At 72.5% G+C, this 16,730-nt stretch carries 15 protein-coding genes; 8 read left to right on the top strand and 7 right to left on the bottom strand.

The genetic code is table 11. From position 1 onward, the window contains the following. Positions 1-2: 2 nt before the first annotated feature. The 7 genes from STRCI_RS40375 to STRCI_RS40345 all read right to left on the bottom strand — a co-directional run bounded on the left by STRCI_RS40375 (position 3) and on the right by STRCI_RS40345 (position 8,126). The gene (locus tag STRCI_RS40375; RefSeq protein WP_269663984.1) at positions 3-1,424 is read right to left on the bottom strand and encodes an aminobutyraldehyde dehydrogenase; all 1,422 of its coding nucleotides are present in this window, start codon (positions 1,422-1,424) and stop codon (positions 3-5) included. Next, entirely contained in the window at positions 1,417-2,736 is a 1,320-nt protein-coding gene (locus STRCI_RS40370; protein ID WP_269663983.1) for a flavin monoamine oxidase family protein, read from the bottom strand. The genes STRCI_RS40375 and STRCI_RS40370 overlap by 8 nt, the downstream gene beginning before the upstream one ends. A gap of 24 nt (positions 2,737-2,760) precedes the next feature. Next, positions 2,761-3,831, bottom strand: coding sequence for an ABC transporter ATP-binding protein (locus STRCI_RS40365; RefSeq protein ID WP_269663982.1), 1,071 nt, complete (start codon positions 3,829-3,831; stop codon positions 2,761-2,763). Between the two features lie 5 nt (positions 3,832-3,836). Beyond that, on the bottom strand, positions 3,837-4,718 hold the full coding sequence (locus STRCI_RS40360) for an ABC transporter permease (RefSeq protein ID WP_269663981.1): 882 nt from the start codon (positions 4,716-4,718) through the stop codon (positions 3,837-3,839). Next, positions 4,715-5,608 (bottom strand): ABC transporter permease, encoded by an 894-nt coding sequence (locus STRCI_RS40355; protein ID WP_269663980.1) that lies wholly within the window; start codon positions 5,606-5,608, stop codon positions 4,715-4,717. The genes STRCI_RS40360 and STRCI_RS40355 overlap by 4 nt, the downstream gene beginning before the upstream one ends. Before the next feature lie 3 nt (positions 5,609-5,611). Then, positions 5,612-6,736 (bottom strand): polyamine ABC transporter substrate-binding protein, encoded by a 1,125-nt coding sequence (locus STRCI_RS40350; RefSeq protein ID WP_269663979.1) that lies wholly within the window; start codon positions 6,734-6,736, stop codon positions 5,612-5,614. 208 nt (positions 6,737-6,944) lie between these two features. Further along, complete coding sequence (locus STRCI_RS40345) at positions 6,945-8,126, bottom strand: aromatic ring-hydroxylating oxygenase subunit alpha (RefSeq protein ID WP_269663978.1); 1,182 nt, start codon at positions 8,124-8,126, stop codon at positions 6,945-6,947. 418 nt (positions 8,127-8,544) lie between these two features. On the opposite strand from STRCI_RS40345, the gene STRCI_RS40340 reads away from it, so the two are divergent. From STRCI_RS40340 to STRCI_RS40305, 8 genes are all read left to right on the top strand, one after another. Beyond that, positions 8,545-8,985 (top strand): hypothetical protein, encoded by a 441-nt coding sequence (locus STRCI_RS40340; RefSeq protein WP_269663977.1) that lies wholly within the window; start codon positions 8,545-8,547, stop codon positions 8,983-8,985. Further along, on the top strand, positions 8,982-10,214 hold the full coding sequence (locus STRCI_RS40335; protein ID WP_269663976.1) for an NADH-ubiquinone oxidoreductase-F iron-sulfur binding region domain-containing protein: 1,233 nt from the start codon (positions 8,982-8,984) through the stop codon (positions 10,212-10,214). Before STRCI_RS40340 ends, STRCI_RS40335 begins: the two co-directional genes overlap by 4 nt. A 171-nt stretch (positions 10,215-10,385) precedes the next feature. After that, positions 10,386-10,577 (top strand): ferredoxin, encoded by a 192-nt coding sequence (locus tag STRCI_RS40330; protein ID WP_269663975.1) that lies wholly within the window; start codon positions 10,386-10,388, stop codon positions 10,575-10,577. A gap of 1 nt (position 10,578) precedes the next feature. Further along, positions 10,579-12,633, top strand: a complete 2,055-nt coding sequence (locus tag STRCI_RS40325; RefSeq protein ID WP_269663974.1) for an acetate--CoA ligase family protein — start codon at positions 10,579-10,581, stop codon at positions 12,631-12,633. Between the two features lie 59 nt (positions 12,634-12,692). Then, a complete protein-coding gene (locus STRCI_RS40320; RefSeq protein ID WP_269663973.1) occupies positions 12,693-13,865 on the top strand; it encodes an acyl-CoA dehydrogenase family protein in 1,173 nt (390 codons plus the stop codon). Between the two features lie 35 nt (positions 13,866-13,900). Beyond that, the gene (locus STRCI_RS40315) at positions 13,901-15,073 is read left to right on the top strand and encodes an acyl-CoA dehydrogenase family protein (RefSeq protein ID WP_269663972.1); all 1,173 of its coding nucleotides are present in this window, start codon (positions 13,901-13,903) and stop codon (positions 15,071-15,073) included. Positions 15,074-15,109: 36 nt separating this feature from the next. Then, a complete protein-coding gene (locus tag STRCI_RS40310) occupies positions 15,110-16,003 on the top strand; it encodes a 3-hydroxybutyryl-CoA dehydrogenase (RefSeq protein ID WP_269663971.1) in 894 nt (297 codons plus the stop codon). 56 nt (positions 16,004-16,059) lie between these two features. Next, positions 16,060-16,671 (top strand): TetR/AcrR family transcriptional regulator, encoded by a 612-nt coding sequence (locus tag STRCI_RS40305; RefSeq protein WP_269663970.1) that lies wholly within the window; start codon positions 16,060-16,062, stop codon positions 16,669-16,671. Positions 16,672-16,730 lie beyond the last annotated feature (59 nt).

Raw genomic sequence — 16,730 nt, 5'->3', positions numbered from 1 at the left:
CGTCACAGCATGACGTGCTTGACCTGGGTGTAGTCGAGCAGACCGGCGAGGGAGAGGTCGCTGCCGTAGCCGGAGTGACCCACCCCGCCGTGCGGCATCTCCGACACCGTCGTGCCATGGGTGTTGACCCAGACGATGCCGGTGCGCAGGGACCGTGACGCCCGCATCGCACGGTCGTGGTCGCGCGTCCATACGCTCGCGGCGAGCCCCTGCGGGACGCCGTTGGCCAGCCGTACGGCCTCGGCCTCGTCGGTGAAGGGCTGGACGGTGACGACCGGGCCGAACACCTCGCGCTGCACGATCTCGTCCTCCTGCCGCACTCCGGCGACCACCGTGGCGTGGTGGAAGTAGCCGGGCCGGTCCACGGCTGTGCCGCCCGCGACGATCTCGGCGTGCCCCGGAAGATGCTCCAGCAGGCTGCGTACGGAGGCGAGTTGGGCGGCGTTGGCCAGCGGGCCGAAGTCCGTGCGCTCCTCGTCCGGGGCCCCGGGCCGCCGGTGCGCCGCCCGTTCGGTGAAGCGGGCCAGGAAGGAGTCGTGGACGCGCCGGTCGACCAGGATCCTGGTCGCGGCCGTGCAGTCCTGGCCGGCGTTGTAGAACGACAGCGACGACAACTGCTCTACCGCGTCGTCCAGATCGGCGTCCGCGTGGATCAACACGGGCGCGTTGCCGCCGAGTTCCAGGTGCAGCCGCTTGAGGTCGGCGGCCGCCGCCGCGGCGATCTCCTGCCCCGCGCGGACACTTCCGGTGACAGCCACCAGCCGGACGTCCGGGTGGGCGACCAGGGCACGGCCGGTGTCGCGGTCGCCGCACACGACGTTGAGCACGCCCGGCGGCAGGTGCTCGGCGGCCAGCCGGGCCAGGAGCACGGCCGAGGACGGTGTGGTGTCGGAGGGTTTCAGGACCACGGTGTTGCCGGCCGCGAGCGCGGGGGCGATCTTCCATACGGCCATCATCAGCGGGTAGTTCCACGGCGTGATCTGCGCGCAGACGCCGACGGGCTCGCGCCGCAGCATGGAGGTGCGGCCCGGCGTGTACTCGGCGGCGGCCGCGCCGGGCAGATTGCGGGCGGCTCCGGCGAAGTACCGCAACACGTCCACGATCGCGGGCAGTTCGTCGCCGAGGAACAGGGCGCGCGGCTTGCCGGTGTCGGCGACCTCGGCGTCCGCGACCGGTCCGGCCGCCCGCTCCAGGGCGTCGGCGATCCGCAGCAGTGCCGTCTGCCGGTGCCCCGGAGTCGTCGACGACCAGCCCTCGAAGGCCTCTTCGGCGGCCCGGCAGGCCGCGTCCACGTCCTCGGGGCCGGACAGCGGGGCGGTCCCGTGGGCGCGCCCGGTGGCCGGGTCGATCAGTGGCAGGGTGGCGCCGGACGCGGCCGGCGCCTCCTTGCCGCCGATGTGGTTGGGACGGTCGGTGTCAGCCACGGCGCAGCGCCTCCTCGGCGGCGGCGCGGCCGGTGCGGACGGCGCCCTCCATGTATCCGGCGACCCATTGGTCGGAGCCGCAGACGTAGAACGGCGGTTCGTGCGTGCCGTGCAGCGGGCCGACGGCCATCACCTCGCCGGGCGGCCACTGGGTGACGTAGCCCTGGGTCCAGGGGTCGGTGCCCCACAGCCGCAGGTGGCAGGAGCTCGGCCGCAGGGCCTCGTCGCCGAGCATGGCGGCGATCTCGGCGAGCAGTTCGGGGGTGCGCAGGTGGGGTGGGGTGCCGAGCAGGACGCCGTAGCGCTCGGGCGGGATCAGTGCCGACAGGACGCCTTCGTTCTGCGGCCAGGTGCTGCCCAGCACGCCTTCGGTCTCGGACAGGCCGTTGAGCCCTGTGTCCCGCCAGAAGGGGCGGTCGTAGACGGCGGCGAACTTCGCGGCCGTGGCGTGGCGTTGCCGGTGCAGGGAGGCGAGGCGCGCGTCGCTGACCCCGCTGACGTGGACGTCCCGCAGCGGGCCGACGGGCAGGGCGCTCACCACAGCACGGGCGGTGAGGGCCTCGCCGGAGTGCAGGCGCACGGTGCAGCGTCCCGGGCGGATGTCCAGCGCGGCGACGGGCGAGCCGAGCCGGATGCGCGGTCCCAGCACGCGGCCCAGGACCTCGGCGAGGGTCGCCGAGCCCTCCGCGAGGCGTAGTCCCTCCCAGTCGTCGTAGTCGTAATCGCCGGTGCCCGAGCCGGGGACCGCGGCGCTCTTGCGCAGTGCGGCGAGCAGGGAGATCCGCTCGTACGAGCCGCCGGCCAGGGCGAGTTGGCCGATGTCCCACAGCCGGACCACGGCCGGTCCGGCCTCGCGGGAGCGCAGCCAGTCGGCCACGGAGAGCCGGTCCAGGGCGGCGGCGTCCGGATGCGACCAGGGGTCGTCCGGGTCGACGGTGGCGGCGAGGGCGGAGAACTCCTTGCTCAGCCGCGTGTGCAGGGCCGCGTCGCCGGGGCCGAACCAGTGCGGCGGTTCACCGGCCGAGAGCCCTTCGGGGGTGGCGCGGGTCATGCGGCCCGGCTCCTGGACATAGCTGGGCACCAGCTTCAGGCCCAGTTCCTTCGCGAGCCGGAGGTAGGCGGTGTGCCCGTGGCCGACGACCTCACCGCCCAGCTGGACGGTGCGGCCGTCGGGTGTGCGGGTCTGCTCGACCCGGCCGCCGACGCGGTCCCGGGCCTCCAGGACGAGCACGTCGGTGCCGGCGGAGGCCAGGTCCCGGGCGGCGGCGAGCCCGGCGAGACCGGCGCCGAGCACGATCACGTCGTGATGCATGGTCGCTCTTTTCCGTCGGGGCGCTCAGGCCAGGACCAGGCAGTGCTCGGGCCGCCACCCGAACTCCACCGTCTCGCCGCCGCTCCAGCGGTCCTCCATCCGGGCGCGGGCGGTGTTCTGTTCCAGCACCGACAGCGTCATGCCCGGGGCGAGCTCGATCAGATAGGTCGTGGTCGGGCCGCTGTAGACGGTCTCGCGGAGCACGCCGCTCAGCTTCGCCATGCCCGGTTCGAAGTCCGACAGCCAGATCTTCTCGGGGCGCAGGGAGACGCTGACGGCGGTGCCGTCCGCGATGCCGGTCCGCGCGCCGACGGGCAGGGCGGGGCCCTTGTCCAGGGTCACCTCACCGTCCCGGTAGGTGCCGTTCATCAGGTTGGAGGTGCCCATGAAGGAGGCGACGAAGCCGGTCGCGGGGTGTTCGTAGATGTCCTCGGGGGTGCCGCACTGCTCGATGCGTCCCGCGTTCATCACGGCGATCCGGTCGGACATGGTCAGCGCTTCGTCCTGGTCATGGGTGACGAAGACGAAGGTGATGCCGACCTCGCGCTGGATCTGCTTCAGCTCCACCTGCATCTGCCGGCGCAGCTTCAGGTCGAGGGCGGCCAGCGGCTCGTCCAGCAGCAGCACGGCCGGGCGGTTGACGAGCGCGCGGGCCAGGGCCACGCGCTGACGCTGGCCGCCGGAGAGCGTGCGGGGCCGGCGGTCGGCGAGACCGGCGAGCTGCACCAGTTCCAGCATCTCGCCGACCCGCTGCCGTATCTCGTTCCTGGCGACGCCCTTGCGCTTGAGGCCGAAGCCGACGTTGTCGGCGATGCTCAGATGGTCGAACAGGGCGTAGCTCTGGAAGACGGTGTTCACGTTGCGCTTGTTGGGCGGCAGCGCTGTGACGTCCTCACCGGCCAGCAGCACCGCGCCCTCGCTGGGGTCGCTGAAGCCGCCGATCATGCGGAGCGTGGTGGTCTTGCCGCAGCCCGAGGGGCCGAGCAGGGAGAAGAAGTGGCCGGCCTCGATGTCGAGGTCCAGGCGGTGGACGGCGTAGGAGTCCGCGTACTGCTTGGAGACACCGTCGAGCCGGACGGCGGGGGTCGCGTCCATGGGGATCACTCTCCGGAGAGGATGTCGAGGCCGCCGCGGCGGCCGAAGAGGCGCGGGATGAACAGGGCCAGGGCGATCAGGGCGATGGATCCCGCGAGCATGAGCGTGCCGACCGCGTTGATGGTGGGCTGCACACCGAAGCGGATCGCCGAGTAGATCCGCACCGACAGGGGCTGGGGGTCGACGCCGGTGGTGAAGTAGGCGAGCACGAAGTCGTCGAAGACCAGCGCGAAGATCAGTACGGCAGAGGCGAGTACGGCGGGCAGCAGCGCCGGCAGGGTGACCAGCCGGACCGCCTGCCAGCGGGTGGCGCCGAGGTCCATGGCGGCCTCCTCCACCTCCGGGTTCAGGGCGGCGACCCGGGAGCGGAGGATGACGGTGACGTACGAGATCGAGAAGGTGATCTCGGCGAGGATCACCGTGGTGGTGGACAGCGGTACGCCCAGGCCCTTGAAGAGCAGCATCGAGGCGACGCCGGTGACGATCTCCGGCGTGATCAGGGGGACCAGCATGACCAGTCCGGCCAGTGAGCCGAGCCGGGTGCGGCAGCGGACCAGGCCGAGGGCGAGCGCCCCGCCCAGGAGCACCGAGCCGGCCATCGCCACCAGGGAGATGCGCAGGCTGGTTCCCAGGGAGGCGATCAGGACGTCGTCGTGCACGAAGGCGCGGTACCAGCGCAGGCTGAACCCGTCGAACACGGTCAGGGACTTCTGGGAGTTGAAGGAGAACAGTGCCACGACGGCGATGGGCAGGTAGAGCAGCGCGAAGAACAGCGCCGTGATGGCGATCAGGAGGCGGGGCCTGCGCCGGGCACGGGAGCGGCGGCCGCGGGTGCGGCCCGCCGGGGCGGCCGGTGCGGTGGTGGAGGGTGTCTTGAGCAGGGTCATCGCAGGGCCTCCGCCTCGTCCTTGCGGGTGCGCCGCAGATAGCCGAGCATCCCGATCAGCAGGACCAGCATCAGCAGCATGGTGAGCGCTGAGCCGAGCGGCCAGTTCTGGCCCTGGAAGAACTTGTCCTGGATGAGGTTGCCGATCATGATCTGGTCCGGGCCTCCCATGAGCTGTGCGCTGACGAAGTCGCCCATGGCGGGCAGGAAGACCAGGACGAGCCCGGCCGCCGCGCCCTGCCGGGTGGCGGGCAGGGTGACGAAGAAGAAGGTGCGGACCGGGCCGCCGTACAGGTCGCGGCCGGCCTCGATGAGGGAGACGTCGAGGCGTTCCAGGGCCGCGTACAGCGGGATGATCATGAAGACGACGAAGCCGTAGACGAGTCCCGCGATGACGCCGAAGCCGCTGTTGAGGATCTTCGTGCCTTCGTCGGCCAGGCCCACCGCGCGCAGGGCGCGCAGCACCGGTCCGTCGTCGGAGAGGACCACTGACCAGCCGTACATCCGCACCAGGTAGTTGGCGAAGAACGGCACCACGATCGCGGCGATCAGCGCGTGCTTGTAGCGGCCGCCGTGCAGGGCGATCGTGTACGCCACCGGGTAGGCGATCAGCAGGCAGATCACGCAGGTCAGCAGGGCGTAGCCCAGGGAGCGGGCCAGGACCTCGGTGTAGGCGGGATCGGCGAGGGCGCGCACGGCGGACAGGTCGAAGCCGAAGCGCGGGTTGCCGAGCTCGTCGGTGGTGCCGACCGCGAGGACGGCGACGAGGATCAGCGAGGCGATCAGGAAGCCGGTCATCCACAGGGTGCCCGGCAGCATGAACCAGACCCATATCCGGTTCCGGGAGGTATCCCGGCGGCGGGTGCGGGACGAGGGGCGCTGCAGTGCCATGTCTCAGCCCGCCTTCACATGGGTCCAGGCGGTGTCGCGCGCCTGTTCCGCCGCGCGTGTGCCGTTGCGGAAGAACGCGTCGGCCTTCAGGTCGTCCTGGGTGACCAGACACTCGGGGAAGGGCTCGACGAGATCGGCGTAGGTCTTCTCGCTGCCCGCGACCGGCATCGGGTAGCCGATGTACTCGATGTTCTTCTTCACGTTCTCCGGCCGCAGCATGTAGTCGATGAACAGCATCGCGGTGCCGGGGTGGGCGGCGTTCCAGGGGATGGCGTAGCAGTCGGAGTTGATCGGCGTGCCCTCCTTGGGGGCCTGGAACCCGAACACGGAGGGGTCGTCGGCCTGGTAGAGCATGGCGGCCATGTCGCCGCTCCACGCCTGCTGGATCAGCGCGTTGCCGTTGAGGAGGTTGTTGTAGCTGTCGCTGGAGAAGCCGCGCAGCCGCGGCCGCAGGGAGCCCAGCAGGGAGGTGATGCGGTCGAGGTCGCCGGGGTCGCCGGTGCTGACGTCGAGGCCGAGGGTGAGGGCGGCCATGCCGAGGACCTCGTCGCGGTCGTCCAGCAGGAAGACCTTGCCCCGGGCCCGGTCGTTCCACAGGTCCCGCCAGGAGTCGGTGAGTTCACCGATCCTGTCGCGCCGCCAGCCGATGCCGGTCTTGTAGGCGGTGAAGGGGACGGTGTGCGCGGAACCGGGGTCGTACCAGGGATCGGTGAAGTATGTGTACGTGCCGAACACGGACTGCGCGTTGCTGAGCCGGGAGTGGTCGATACGGCGCAGCCGGCCCCCGCGGGCCAGCCGCTGTGCCCACTTGGCCGTGGGGAAGATGATGTCGTAGCGGTTGCCGGCGTTGAGCTTGGCGACCATGCCTTCCATCGAGTCGAAGTTCGACTGGATGACGTTGACGCCGTACTCCTTCTCGAAGCCCTTGAAGACGGCCGGGTCGACGAAGTCGGCCCAGTTGAAGTAGACGAGATCGCCGTCGACGCGTGCCTCGACCGGGGCGAGCTGGTCGGCGTCGGGTTTCTTGGCGGGCATGAACCCGCAGCCGCCGGCCGCTGCGCCCAGCAGGCCGCAGGCGCCCGCCCGCAGCAGGGCGCGTCGGGACGGCGGTGGTACCTCGGGGGACATGGAACGTCCTCTCCGTCGAGGAACGGCACAAGTCCAGGGCTGGACCGGCTGGTCGGTTCGCTTCGGGCCCTGATTCCGAAGCGAGGACCGGTCTGGGGAGGGTGCGTGCGCGGCTCAGAGGGTGCGTGCGCGGCTCAGAGGGCGCGGGCTAAGACCGCGGCCGACGACGGGCGCACGTCGCGGCGCGCGAGTGAGGTGTACGGGGGCGTCACGGCGCGTCCCCCTCCAGGTCCCGTCGGACCCGCCGGGCGAACCAGCCGACGCCGGCCTCGCGCTGCGACAGCGGTCCGGGCTCGAACCCCGGCATGCGCATCCCGGCCTGCACGCGCTCCACCAGTTCGGCGTCCTCGTCGTTGGTGACCCAGCCGATGTGGATGTTCAGCCGCCTGGCCAGCCGGGTGCGGACGTCCTCGCCGAGCTTGGTGTAGAAGGCGCCGGGGATCGCCGCCCGGTCCTGGGCGGTGGGCAGGGCGGTCCACGCGAGCACGTGGTCAGGGTAGAAGTCGATGAGCGTGTTCGGGTAGATCACGGCGTACCGCCAGACCCGCCGGTCGTCCTCGGTGAGGCCCGGCATCGGGGTCGCCAGGCGCTGGTAGAGCCGTTCGGTCCAGTTCGAGGAGGGCTTGTCCCGCAGGGGCGACTCGAACAGGACGTAGTTCTCCTGCACGTCCACCGTGTACGCGGCGTAGTCGAGCAGACGCATCAGCGAGGGGTGGGCCACGGGGACGTGGTAGCCCTCCAGATAGTTGTCGACGATGACCTTCCAGTTGGCGTTCTGCTCCTCGCCGCCCTTCAGGTCGTGGATGCGGTGCTTGCCGACCGGTACGAGGCCGGGCCCGGCGTAGCGTCCGACGGCCTCGGCGAGCCCGGCGCAGCTCTCGGCGAGCGGGGTCGCCTCCAGGTCGAGGTTGACGAAGACGAAGCCGAGGAAGGACTCGACGTTGACCGGGTGCAGTCCGAACTTGGGCTTGTCGAGGCAGGGGATGCGGCGGGCCTCGGGGGCGCCGACCAGGCGTCCGTCCAGCTTGTAGGTCCAGCCGTGGTACGGGCAGCGGATCGCCTTGCCCGCGGGCTCCGGGTCGGTGACCAGCCGGGTTCCGCGGTGCCGGCACACGTTGAGGTGGGCGGCGAGGCCACCGTCCTCGGTGCGGACGACCAGCACCTCGCGGCCGGCTGCGGTGGCGGCCAGCCGGGCGCCGGGGCCGGGGAGGTCGGACTCGTGACAGACGAGCTGCCAGGACTTGGCGAAGATGCGGTCGGTCTCGGCCTGCGCGATGGCCGGGTCGGTGTAGTAGCGGGCCGCCAGGGCCTGCCCGGGGTGCTCGGGGGGCGGGACCGGCGGAGTGGGGGAAGCGTCGACGTCGGCTGCCCGGGTCGTCGGGGGGTTCATGGGGTCCTCCTCCGCGCCGTGTGGACGGCGATGGGCGGTGAGGGCGTGGCCGGGAGGGGAGGCAGGTGCGGGTTCCGGACCTGCCGCGATCCGGCTGACTGATTGGTTAGTCAGAGTGGAACCATCGGCGGGGCAAGTCAAGACTTGTGGGCTGACTAATTAGTTAGTTAGTCTCGTGGCAGGCGGACGGCCCGGGACCCGCAGACGGATGCCCAGCAGCCCTCCGCAAGCCCGCGGACCCCGGTCCGCGCCACAGCGGGCGCCCGCTCCGCCGGGCACCCCGCACGGCTCCCGCCTCGCGTCAGACGCATTACGACTTACGACTCACGTCTTACGGCGTCGGAGCACCCCCATCCCCGTCATCGCCGCGCCGCCCCCGTTCCCGGACCCCGGAAACGGAGCGATCCCGGAGGTCCGCATGAGCGCTCGCCGAAGTCTCGTCTGGCTCGGCCTCACCCCCGAGCCCGAACAGGAGCTGCCCGCGGCGGTGGCCGCCCTGCGCTCCCCGCCGGACGACCGCCCGCCCTCGGCCCTCGTCGCCGCCGAGCGCCACCGCGTTGAGCGGCTGGTGCTGCGCGGCACCCAGCGCGGCTGGCTGCGCTACCTGCACGAGGTCACCGACCTGGTCGTCGAGGCGGCCCGGTCGCGGACCGCGGACCCGGGCGCGGCGCTGCTGGCCGGCGAGGTCGTCCTCGACCACCACCGCATGCTGATCGGCCTGCCCGGAGCGGGCTACGACCGCACCGCCGCCCAGCGGCGGGAGCTGGAGCGGGCGCTGGACCACCTGCGGTCCCGCCCCGCGCTCGCGCCCGCCGGCACCGGGCACATCGGCCGCATCGAGCCCAGGAGCACCGTATGACCAGCGTGTACTCCCTCCTTCCCGAAGGACGGCCCGGCCTCCTCTCCCCCGCGCCCGGCGGTGAGGACATCGCCGGGTACCTCGCCGCGGGCGGCTACGCGCCCCTGGTGGCGCCCGGACGGCTGCTCGACCGGATCGCCGCGGCGGGACTGCGCGGGCGGGGCGGCGCCGGGTTCCCGGCCGCCGTCAAACTCCGGGCCGTCCGCGACGCGCCGAGCCCCCGTGTCGTCGTCGCCAACGGCGAGGAGGGCGAACCGGGATCCGTGAAGGACCGCTGGCTGCTCCGCCACCGCCCGCACACCGTCCTGGACGGACTGCGGCTGGCGGCGGCCCTGACCGGCGCCGAGCGCGGCCACGTGTACCTCTCCGACCTCGCGGCCGAGCGGGCCGTGCGCCAGGCGCTCACCGAATGCGCCCTCGACCTGCGCGTCGACGTCGTCCGTACCGAGCACACCTATGTCGCGGGCGAGGAGAGCGCCGTCGTACGGCGCATCGACGGCGGCCCCGCCCTGCCGACGGCCAAACCCCCGCGGCCGTTCGAGAGCGGTGTCGGCGGCGCGCCCACCCTCGTCGCCAACGTGGAGACGCTGGCCCGCGTCGCGCGGATGAACACGCACCCCGGCGAGGCGGACGCCGTCGCCGCGGCCCACCTGGTGACCCTCGCCGGTGGCGGCGGTGACAGCGCGCTCGTGGAAGTGCCCGCCGGCACGCATCTGAAGGTCCTCGCCGACCTGTGCGGGCACGGCAGGTCCGAGGCCGTCCTGCTGGGCGGGATGTTCGGCGGGCTGTACGGCGAGGGCTGGCGGGACCTGCCGCTCGACCACGACGGCCTGCGCACGGCCGGTGCGGCGCTCGGCTGCGGCGCACTGCACTTCCTCGGCCCCGAGGACTGCCCCCTCGCCGTCGCCGTGGAAGCCGCCTCCTACCTCGGCGCGCAGAGCGCCCGGCAGTGCGGTGTGTGCGTCTCGGGCACCGGGGCGATGGCCAAGGCCCTCTCCGCCGTCGCCCGCGGCGAGGGGAACCCGGACACGCTCACCCAGCTGCACCGCTGGTCGAGCCAGCTGCCCGGCCGCGGAGCCTGCGCCCTGCTCGACGCCGCCGCCCGCGTCGTCGCCACCCTCCTCGACCGCTTCCCCGACACGCTCGACGCCCACCGAAGTCCCGGCTGCCCCGCCTGCGCGGGCCCGGCACCCGAGGACGGGCGCCGCTTCACCGTCCCGGTGCCCTGAGCCGCACCCCGTCCCCTCCCCCGCACTGCAACCTGCCGCGCCGAATCGACCCGGGTCCCCTGCACCCGAATCCGCCGCGCGCCCAGCACCCCCGCCCCGAACGGACCCGGGTGCCCCCAACCCCACCCGAGCCCCGCGCGCACCAGCCCCGCCGCGCCGAAAGGACCCACCATGAAACTGCTGCTGGACTCCACCCGCTGCCAGGGCTACGGCCTCTGCCAGGAACCCGCGCCCGAGCAGGTCGACCTCGACGAGTGGGGCTACGCGTCGGTGCGTGCCTCCGAGGTGCCGCCCGGCGGCGAGACAGCCGCCGAAGCCGCCGTCACCGCCTGCCCCAACTCCGCGCTGCGGCTGGTGAAGTGACATGGGACGTGACCTCTCGGCACTCTTCGACCCGGTATCCGTCGCCGTCGTCGGAGCCAGCGACGACCCCGCCAAGTACGGGCACGCCATCGCCGCCCAGGCGGTCCGCGCGAACGGGCGCCGCCCCGTCCACCTGGTCAACCGGCGCGGCGGCACCGTCCTCGGCCGCACCGCGGCGCCCAGCCTGAGCGCGATAGGGGAGCCCGTCGACCTCGCGGTCGTCTCCGTGCCCGCCGCCGGTTTCGAGGACGCCGTCGACGAGGCCCTGCGGTGCGGGGCCCGGGCGATCGTCGCGATCACCGCAGGGTTCGCCGAGACCGGTGACGCCGGGCGCGCCCGGCAGGAGGCCGTCGCCGAGCGGGTGCGCGCCGCCGGTGCCGTGATGGTCGGGCCGAACTGCCTGGGCCTGGCCGACAACACCACCGACCTCTTCCTGGCCTCCGACACCTTCACCCCCGGCGGCGTGGCCCTGCTGAGCCAGAGCGGCAACCTCGCCCTCGAACTCCAGCTCCGCTTCCGCCCGCACGGCCTCGGGTTCTCCCGGTTCGTCTCGCTCGGCAACCAGGCCGACGTCACCCTCGTCGACCTGCTCGCCGACTGCGCCCGGCACGAGGGCACCCGGGCCATCGCCGTGTACGCCGAGGACTTCGGCGACGGACGCGCCTTCGCCGAGGCGGCCGCCGACGCCGGGAAGCCGGTCGTGCTCCTCACCGCCGGACGCGGGGACGCCTCCGCGCGCAGCGCCCAGTCCCACACCGGGGCGCTGACCACCTCGGCCGACGTGGTGGCCGCCGCGTGCCGGGACGCCGGGGTGGAACTGGTCGCCACCCCGCGCGAACTCACCGTCGTCCTCGCCGCAAGGCACGGCGCACGCCGGGCCGACGGCCGCCGGGTCGCCGTGCTCACCGACGGCGGCGGCCACGGCGTCATCGCCGCCGACGCCGTCGAGGCCGCCGGGCTGACCGTGCCCGAACTCGGCGGGCCGACGCGGGAGCGGCTGCGCGAGGCCCTGTGGGAGCAGTCGGCCGTCGCCAACCCGGTGGACCTCGCCGGCATGGGCGAGCAGGACCCGGGCTCCTACGCGCAGACCGTCGCCGCGCTGCTGGCGGCCGAGGAGGTCGACGCCGTCCTGATGACCGGATACTTCGGCGGCTACGCGGCCGCCGAGGGCGGACTCGGCGGAGGCGGCACCGCCCTGGCGGACGGGGAGAAGGCGGCGGCACTCCTCATCGCCGCCCGCCATCGCGCCACCGCCACCCCTCTGGTCGTGCAGTCGATGTATCCGGAATCGCCCAGCTGCCGCACCCTCGCCGCCGCCGGGATACCCGTCTTCTCCGCCACCGAGGACGCCGCCCGCGCACTCGCCGCCACCGCACCGGGCGCACCCCGCACCGGTGTGCCCCCCCTGCCCAGCCCCGCGGCCCCGCTGCGGGAGACCGGCTACCTGGAGACCCGCAGAGCCCTGGAGGCGGCCGGACTCGCCTTCCCCGCCGCCCGCGAGATCCACGACGAGAGCGAACTGCTCGCAGCGACCGAGGAGTTCGGCGGCCCGTACGTCCTCAAGGCCCTGCATCTGCTCCACAAGTCCGACGCCGGAGGAGTGGCCCTCGGCCTCGCCGGACCCGACGAACTGCTCGCCGCCTTCCGGGAGATGCACGCCCGGCTCGGCGCCCTCTCCTACTCCGTGGAGGCCATGGCCGACCTCAGCGACGGCATCGAGCTGATCGTCGGCGTCAACCGCGACCCGCGCTTCGGCCCGGTCGCCATGGTGGGCCTGGGCGGAGTGCTCGCGGAGGCACTGCACGACGTCGCCTTCACCCTCGCCCCCGTGCCCGCCGACCGCGCCCTGCACCTGCTGCGCGGACTGCGGACCGCGGTCCTGCTCGACGGCGTGCGCGGCCGACCGCCCGTCGACGTCGAGGCCGCCGCGGCCGCCATCGAGGCGATCACCGCGTTCGCCGCCGCCCACCCCGAGATCGCCGAGATCGAGGTCAACCCCCTCCTCGTACGGCCCGACGGCGCCCTCGCCCTCGACTCCCGCGCCGTACTCGCCTGACCGAGCCGAACCCACCCGACCGAGCCGAACTCGCCCCGCCCGACCCGGAAGAGGTCTCCATGGACATGCGCTACACCCCCGAGCAGGCCGACCTGAAGCGTCGCGCCGCCGAGTACGCCCGCCTGCTGATGCGCTACGAGGACCAGTCCGAGCAGGCCGGCGGGCCCCTGCCGCAGGAGCTCGTCACCGAACTGACCCGCGCCGCGATGGACGCCGGGGTCTACGCCATCAACATGCCCGCCGAGTGGGGCGGGGCGGGCCTGAGCCTGCTCGACCAGGTCATCGTCGAGGAGGAGTTCGGCAAGGTCACCAACTGCCTCTGGGACATCCCCTGGCGGCCCGCCAACGTCCTCGCCTACGGCGACGAGCGGCAGCGCGAGAAGTACCTGCTGCCGGTGATCCGCGCCGAGAGGTTCGACGCGTTCGCCGTCACCGAACCCGGCGCAGGCTCCGACCCGTCCGCCGGCACCTCCACGGCCACCCGCACCGACGGCGGCTGGCTGCTCAACGGCGAGAAGTGGTTCGTCACCTGCGGCGACATCGCCGACTTCCTGCTGGTGCAGGCGGACGCCGGTCCCGACAAGCTCCCCACGCTGTTCTTCGTCGACAAGGCCGCGCCCGGCGTGCGGATGACGAGGCTGCCGCAGTTCATGCACTCCGCCGTCAACGGCCACCCCGAGTTCACCTTCACCGACGTCTTCGTCGCCGACGAGGACGTGCTCGGCGGCGTCGGCAACGGGTACGAGCTGACCAAGGAGTGGTTCACCGACGAACGCCTGATGATCGCCGCCCGCACCGTCGGCGCCGCCGAACGCGCCCTCCAACTCGCCCGGGACTGGGCCGTGGAGCGCGAACAGTTCGGGGCCCCCATCGCCTCGTACCAGCTGATCCAGGGCATGCTCGCCGACTGCGCCGTCGACATCGCCGTCAACCGTGCCTACACCCACCAGGTCGCCTGGGAGGCCGACCAGCCCGGCACCGACCGCAAGACCCTGCACGCCAAGGCCTCCACCGCCAAGCTCGCCGCCAGCGAGGCCGCCGGGCGGGTCGCCGACCGCTGTCTGCAGATCTTCGGCGGCCGCGGCTACGACCGCACCTATCCCGTCGAGCGCATGTACCGCGAACTGCGCGTGGACCGGATCTGGGAGGGCACCTCCGAGATCCAGCGGCTGATCATCGCCAACGAGCTCATCAAGCGCGGCACCCGGGCCCTGGACCTGCCCACGCACTGACACCCGCCCTTCCCCATCCCACAGCGAGGACTTCCATGGACTTCCGCCTCACCGCGCGCCAGGTTCAGCTCAAGAGCGACGCACGCGCCCTCACCGACTTCATCGCCGGCTACGAGACCCAGTGCGAGGAGAACAACGGCCTGCCCGCCGACGCGCACGCCAAGATCCGCGACGCCGTGCTGGACGCCGGACTCCAGGCCGTCAACATGCCCGCCGAATGGGGCGGCGCCGGCCTCACCATCGCCGAACAGGTCACCGTGCAGGAGGAGCTGGGCCGGCTGACCGGCGCCCTGTGGGACATGGTGTGGCGGCCCGCGAACGCGCTGCGGTTCTGTACCCCCGAGCAGCGCGAGCGCTTCCTCGTCCCGGTGATCAAGGGCGAGCGGCGCGACTGCTACGCCGTCACCGAGCCCGGCGCCGGCTCCGACCCGCAGAACCTCGCCACCACCGCGACCCGGAACGACCGAGGCTGGGTGCTCAGCGGCGAGAAGTGGTTCGTGACCGTCGGCGACCACGCCGACTTCATGATCGTGCTCGCGGCGGCGGGGCCGGAGCGCGCCCCCACCCTCTTCCTGGTCGACAAGGACACCCCCGGCATCGAGATGACCCGGGTCCCGCGCTTCATGCACACCTTCGTGTACGAGCACCCCGAGTTCACCTTCACCGACGTCCAGGTGGGCGAGGACGCCGTCCTCGGCGGCATCGGCGAGGGCTACGACATCACCCGCTCCTGGTTCACCGAGGAGCGCCTGATGATCGCCGCCCGCACCACCGGCGCCGCCGAGCGGGCGCTGGAGCTGTCCCGTGACTGGGCCGTGGAGCGCGAGCAGTTCGGGGCACCCATCGCCTCGTACCAGCTGATCCAGGGCATGCTCGCCGACTGCGCCGTCGACATCGCCGTCAACCGTGCCTACACCCACCAGGTCGCCTGGGAGGTCGACAACTCCCCCGCCGAGGACCGCAAGACCCTGCACGCCAAGGCGGCCATCGCCAAGCTCGCCGCCAGCGAGGCGTCCGGCCGGGTGATCGACCGCTGTCTGCAGATCCACGGCGGCCGCGGCTACGACCGCGCCTATGCCGTGGAGCGGCTCTACCGCGAGCTGCGCGTGGACCGGATCTGGGAGGGCACCTCCGAGATCCAGCGGCTGATCATCGCCAACGAGCTCGTCAAGCGCGGCTCGGGGGTCCTGGACCTGCCCACCGCCTGACGCTCACCGACGCAGACCTGAAGGAGAGGGAGACGGATGACGGACATCAAGCGCGTGGGAGTCGTCGGCTGCGGGCTGATGGGCGCCGGAATCGCCGAGGTCTGCGCACGGGCCGACGTACCGGTCACGGTCGTGGAGCGCGATGCGGAGGCGGCCCGGGCCGGCCGGCTCCGCATCGGCCGCTCACTCGACCGGGCCGTCGCGCACGGCAGGCTCAGCGCGTCACGACGGGAGGCCGCCGCGGCCCTGATCACCGTCGTCGACGAGCTGGCCGCCCTGCACGACCACGACCTGGTGATCGAGGCGGTGGCCGAGGACGAGGACCTCAAGGTCGATGTCTTCACCCGCCTCGACACGGTCGTCACCGGCGAGAGCACCATCCTCGCGACCAACACCTCGTCCATCCCCGTGATCCGGCTGGCCGCCGCGACGAGCCGCCCGGACCGGGTGGTCGGCGTGCACTTCTTCAATCCCGTGCCGGTGCTGCGGCTCGTCGAGCTCGTGCCGTCGCTGCTCACCTCACCCGGCACCGCGGCACGGGCCGAGGAGTTCGTGACCGGCACCCTCGGCAAGGAGGTCGTCCGGACCCGGGACAAGGCCGGCTTCGTCGTCAACGCGCTGCTCGTGCCCTACCTCCTGGCCGCGATCCGCATGGTGGAGTCGGGCAGCGCGACCGTCGAGGACGTCGACCGCGGCATGGTCCTCGGCTGCGCGCACCCACTTGGCCCGCTCGCCCTGACCGACCTGATCGGCCTGGACACCACACGGGCCATCGCCGAGTCGCTGTACGCCGAGTTCCGCGAGCCGCAGTACTCGCCGCCGCCGCTGCTGTCGCGGATGGTGGAGGCCGGACTGCTCGGCCGCAAGTCGGGCCGCGGCTTCCACGCCTACGACGAGGAGGCTTCACGACAGGCACCGGCACCGGCGTGACCTCCGTGGGGGAAGATGGTCACGACGAACGGGCACCGGACGAGGGGAGCCGCAACGTGCCGACCAAGGTGCGCAATGCCGACACACGCGAGCGCATCCTGACCGCGGCGTGCGAGGTCATCGCCGACATCGGGTTCGAGAAGATCCGGATGCGGATGGTCGCGGAGCGGGCCGGGGTGTCCACGGCGCTGCTGCACTACCACTTCGACACGCGCGAGAAGCTGTTCACCGAGGCGATGACACACTCCTTCGCCAACACGGCCGTCGACGTCGAGCGTGACGCGGAGACCGTCCCGGCGGCGGTCGTCCTCGCCCGGATCGTGCGCAGCCTGCTGCCGACCGACCCCCAGCTCCACCAGGACTGGCGGCTGTGGCAGGAGCTCTGGGTGCGGGCCCTGCGCGACGAGACCACCCGGGTCTTCGCCGTGGACCTGTACGCCCAGCTGCACGGCTGGGTCTCCGACGCAATCCGGCGCGGCATCGCCTCCGGCGAGTTCACCCCCACCGACGTCGACGACCTCAGCACGCTGGTGCTCTCACTGAGCGACGGCTACGGCATCCGCCTCATGCTGCGCGACCCGACGGTCACCCTCGACTCCGCGGTCGGCGCCATCTGGCGCCATGTGTCCACCGCACTCGGAACACCGACGGAGCCGCCTACCTCGTGAGCCCGGCATGATCCGGTCATGCCGGAGCTGGGAGGGAACGACCTTCGTGTGGCCCCGCA

Origin of the sequence: Streptomyces cinnabarinus (genome assembly GCF_027270315.1) — a bacterium.
Classification (GTDB): domain Bacteria; phylum Actinomycetota; class Actinomycetes; order Streptomycetales; family Streptomycetaceae; genus Streptomyces; species Streptomyces cinnabarinus.
The sequence above is the reverse complement of the archived record's forward strand: the minus strand, read 5'-3'. Positions and strand labels throughout refer to the sequence as shown.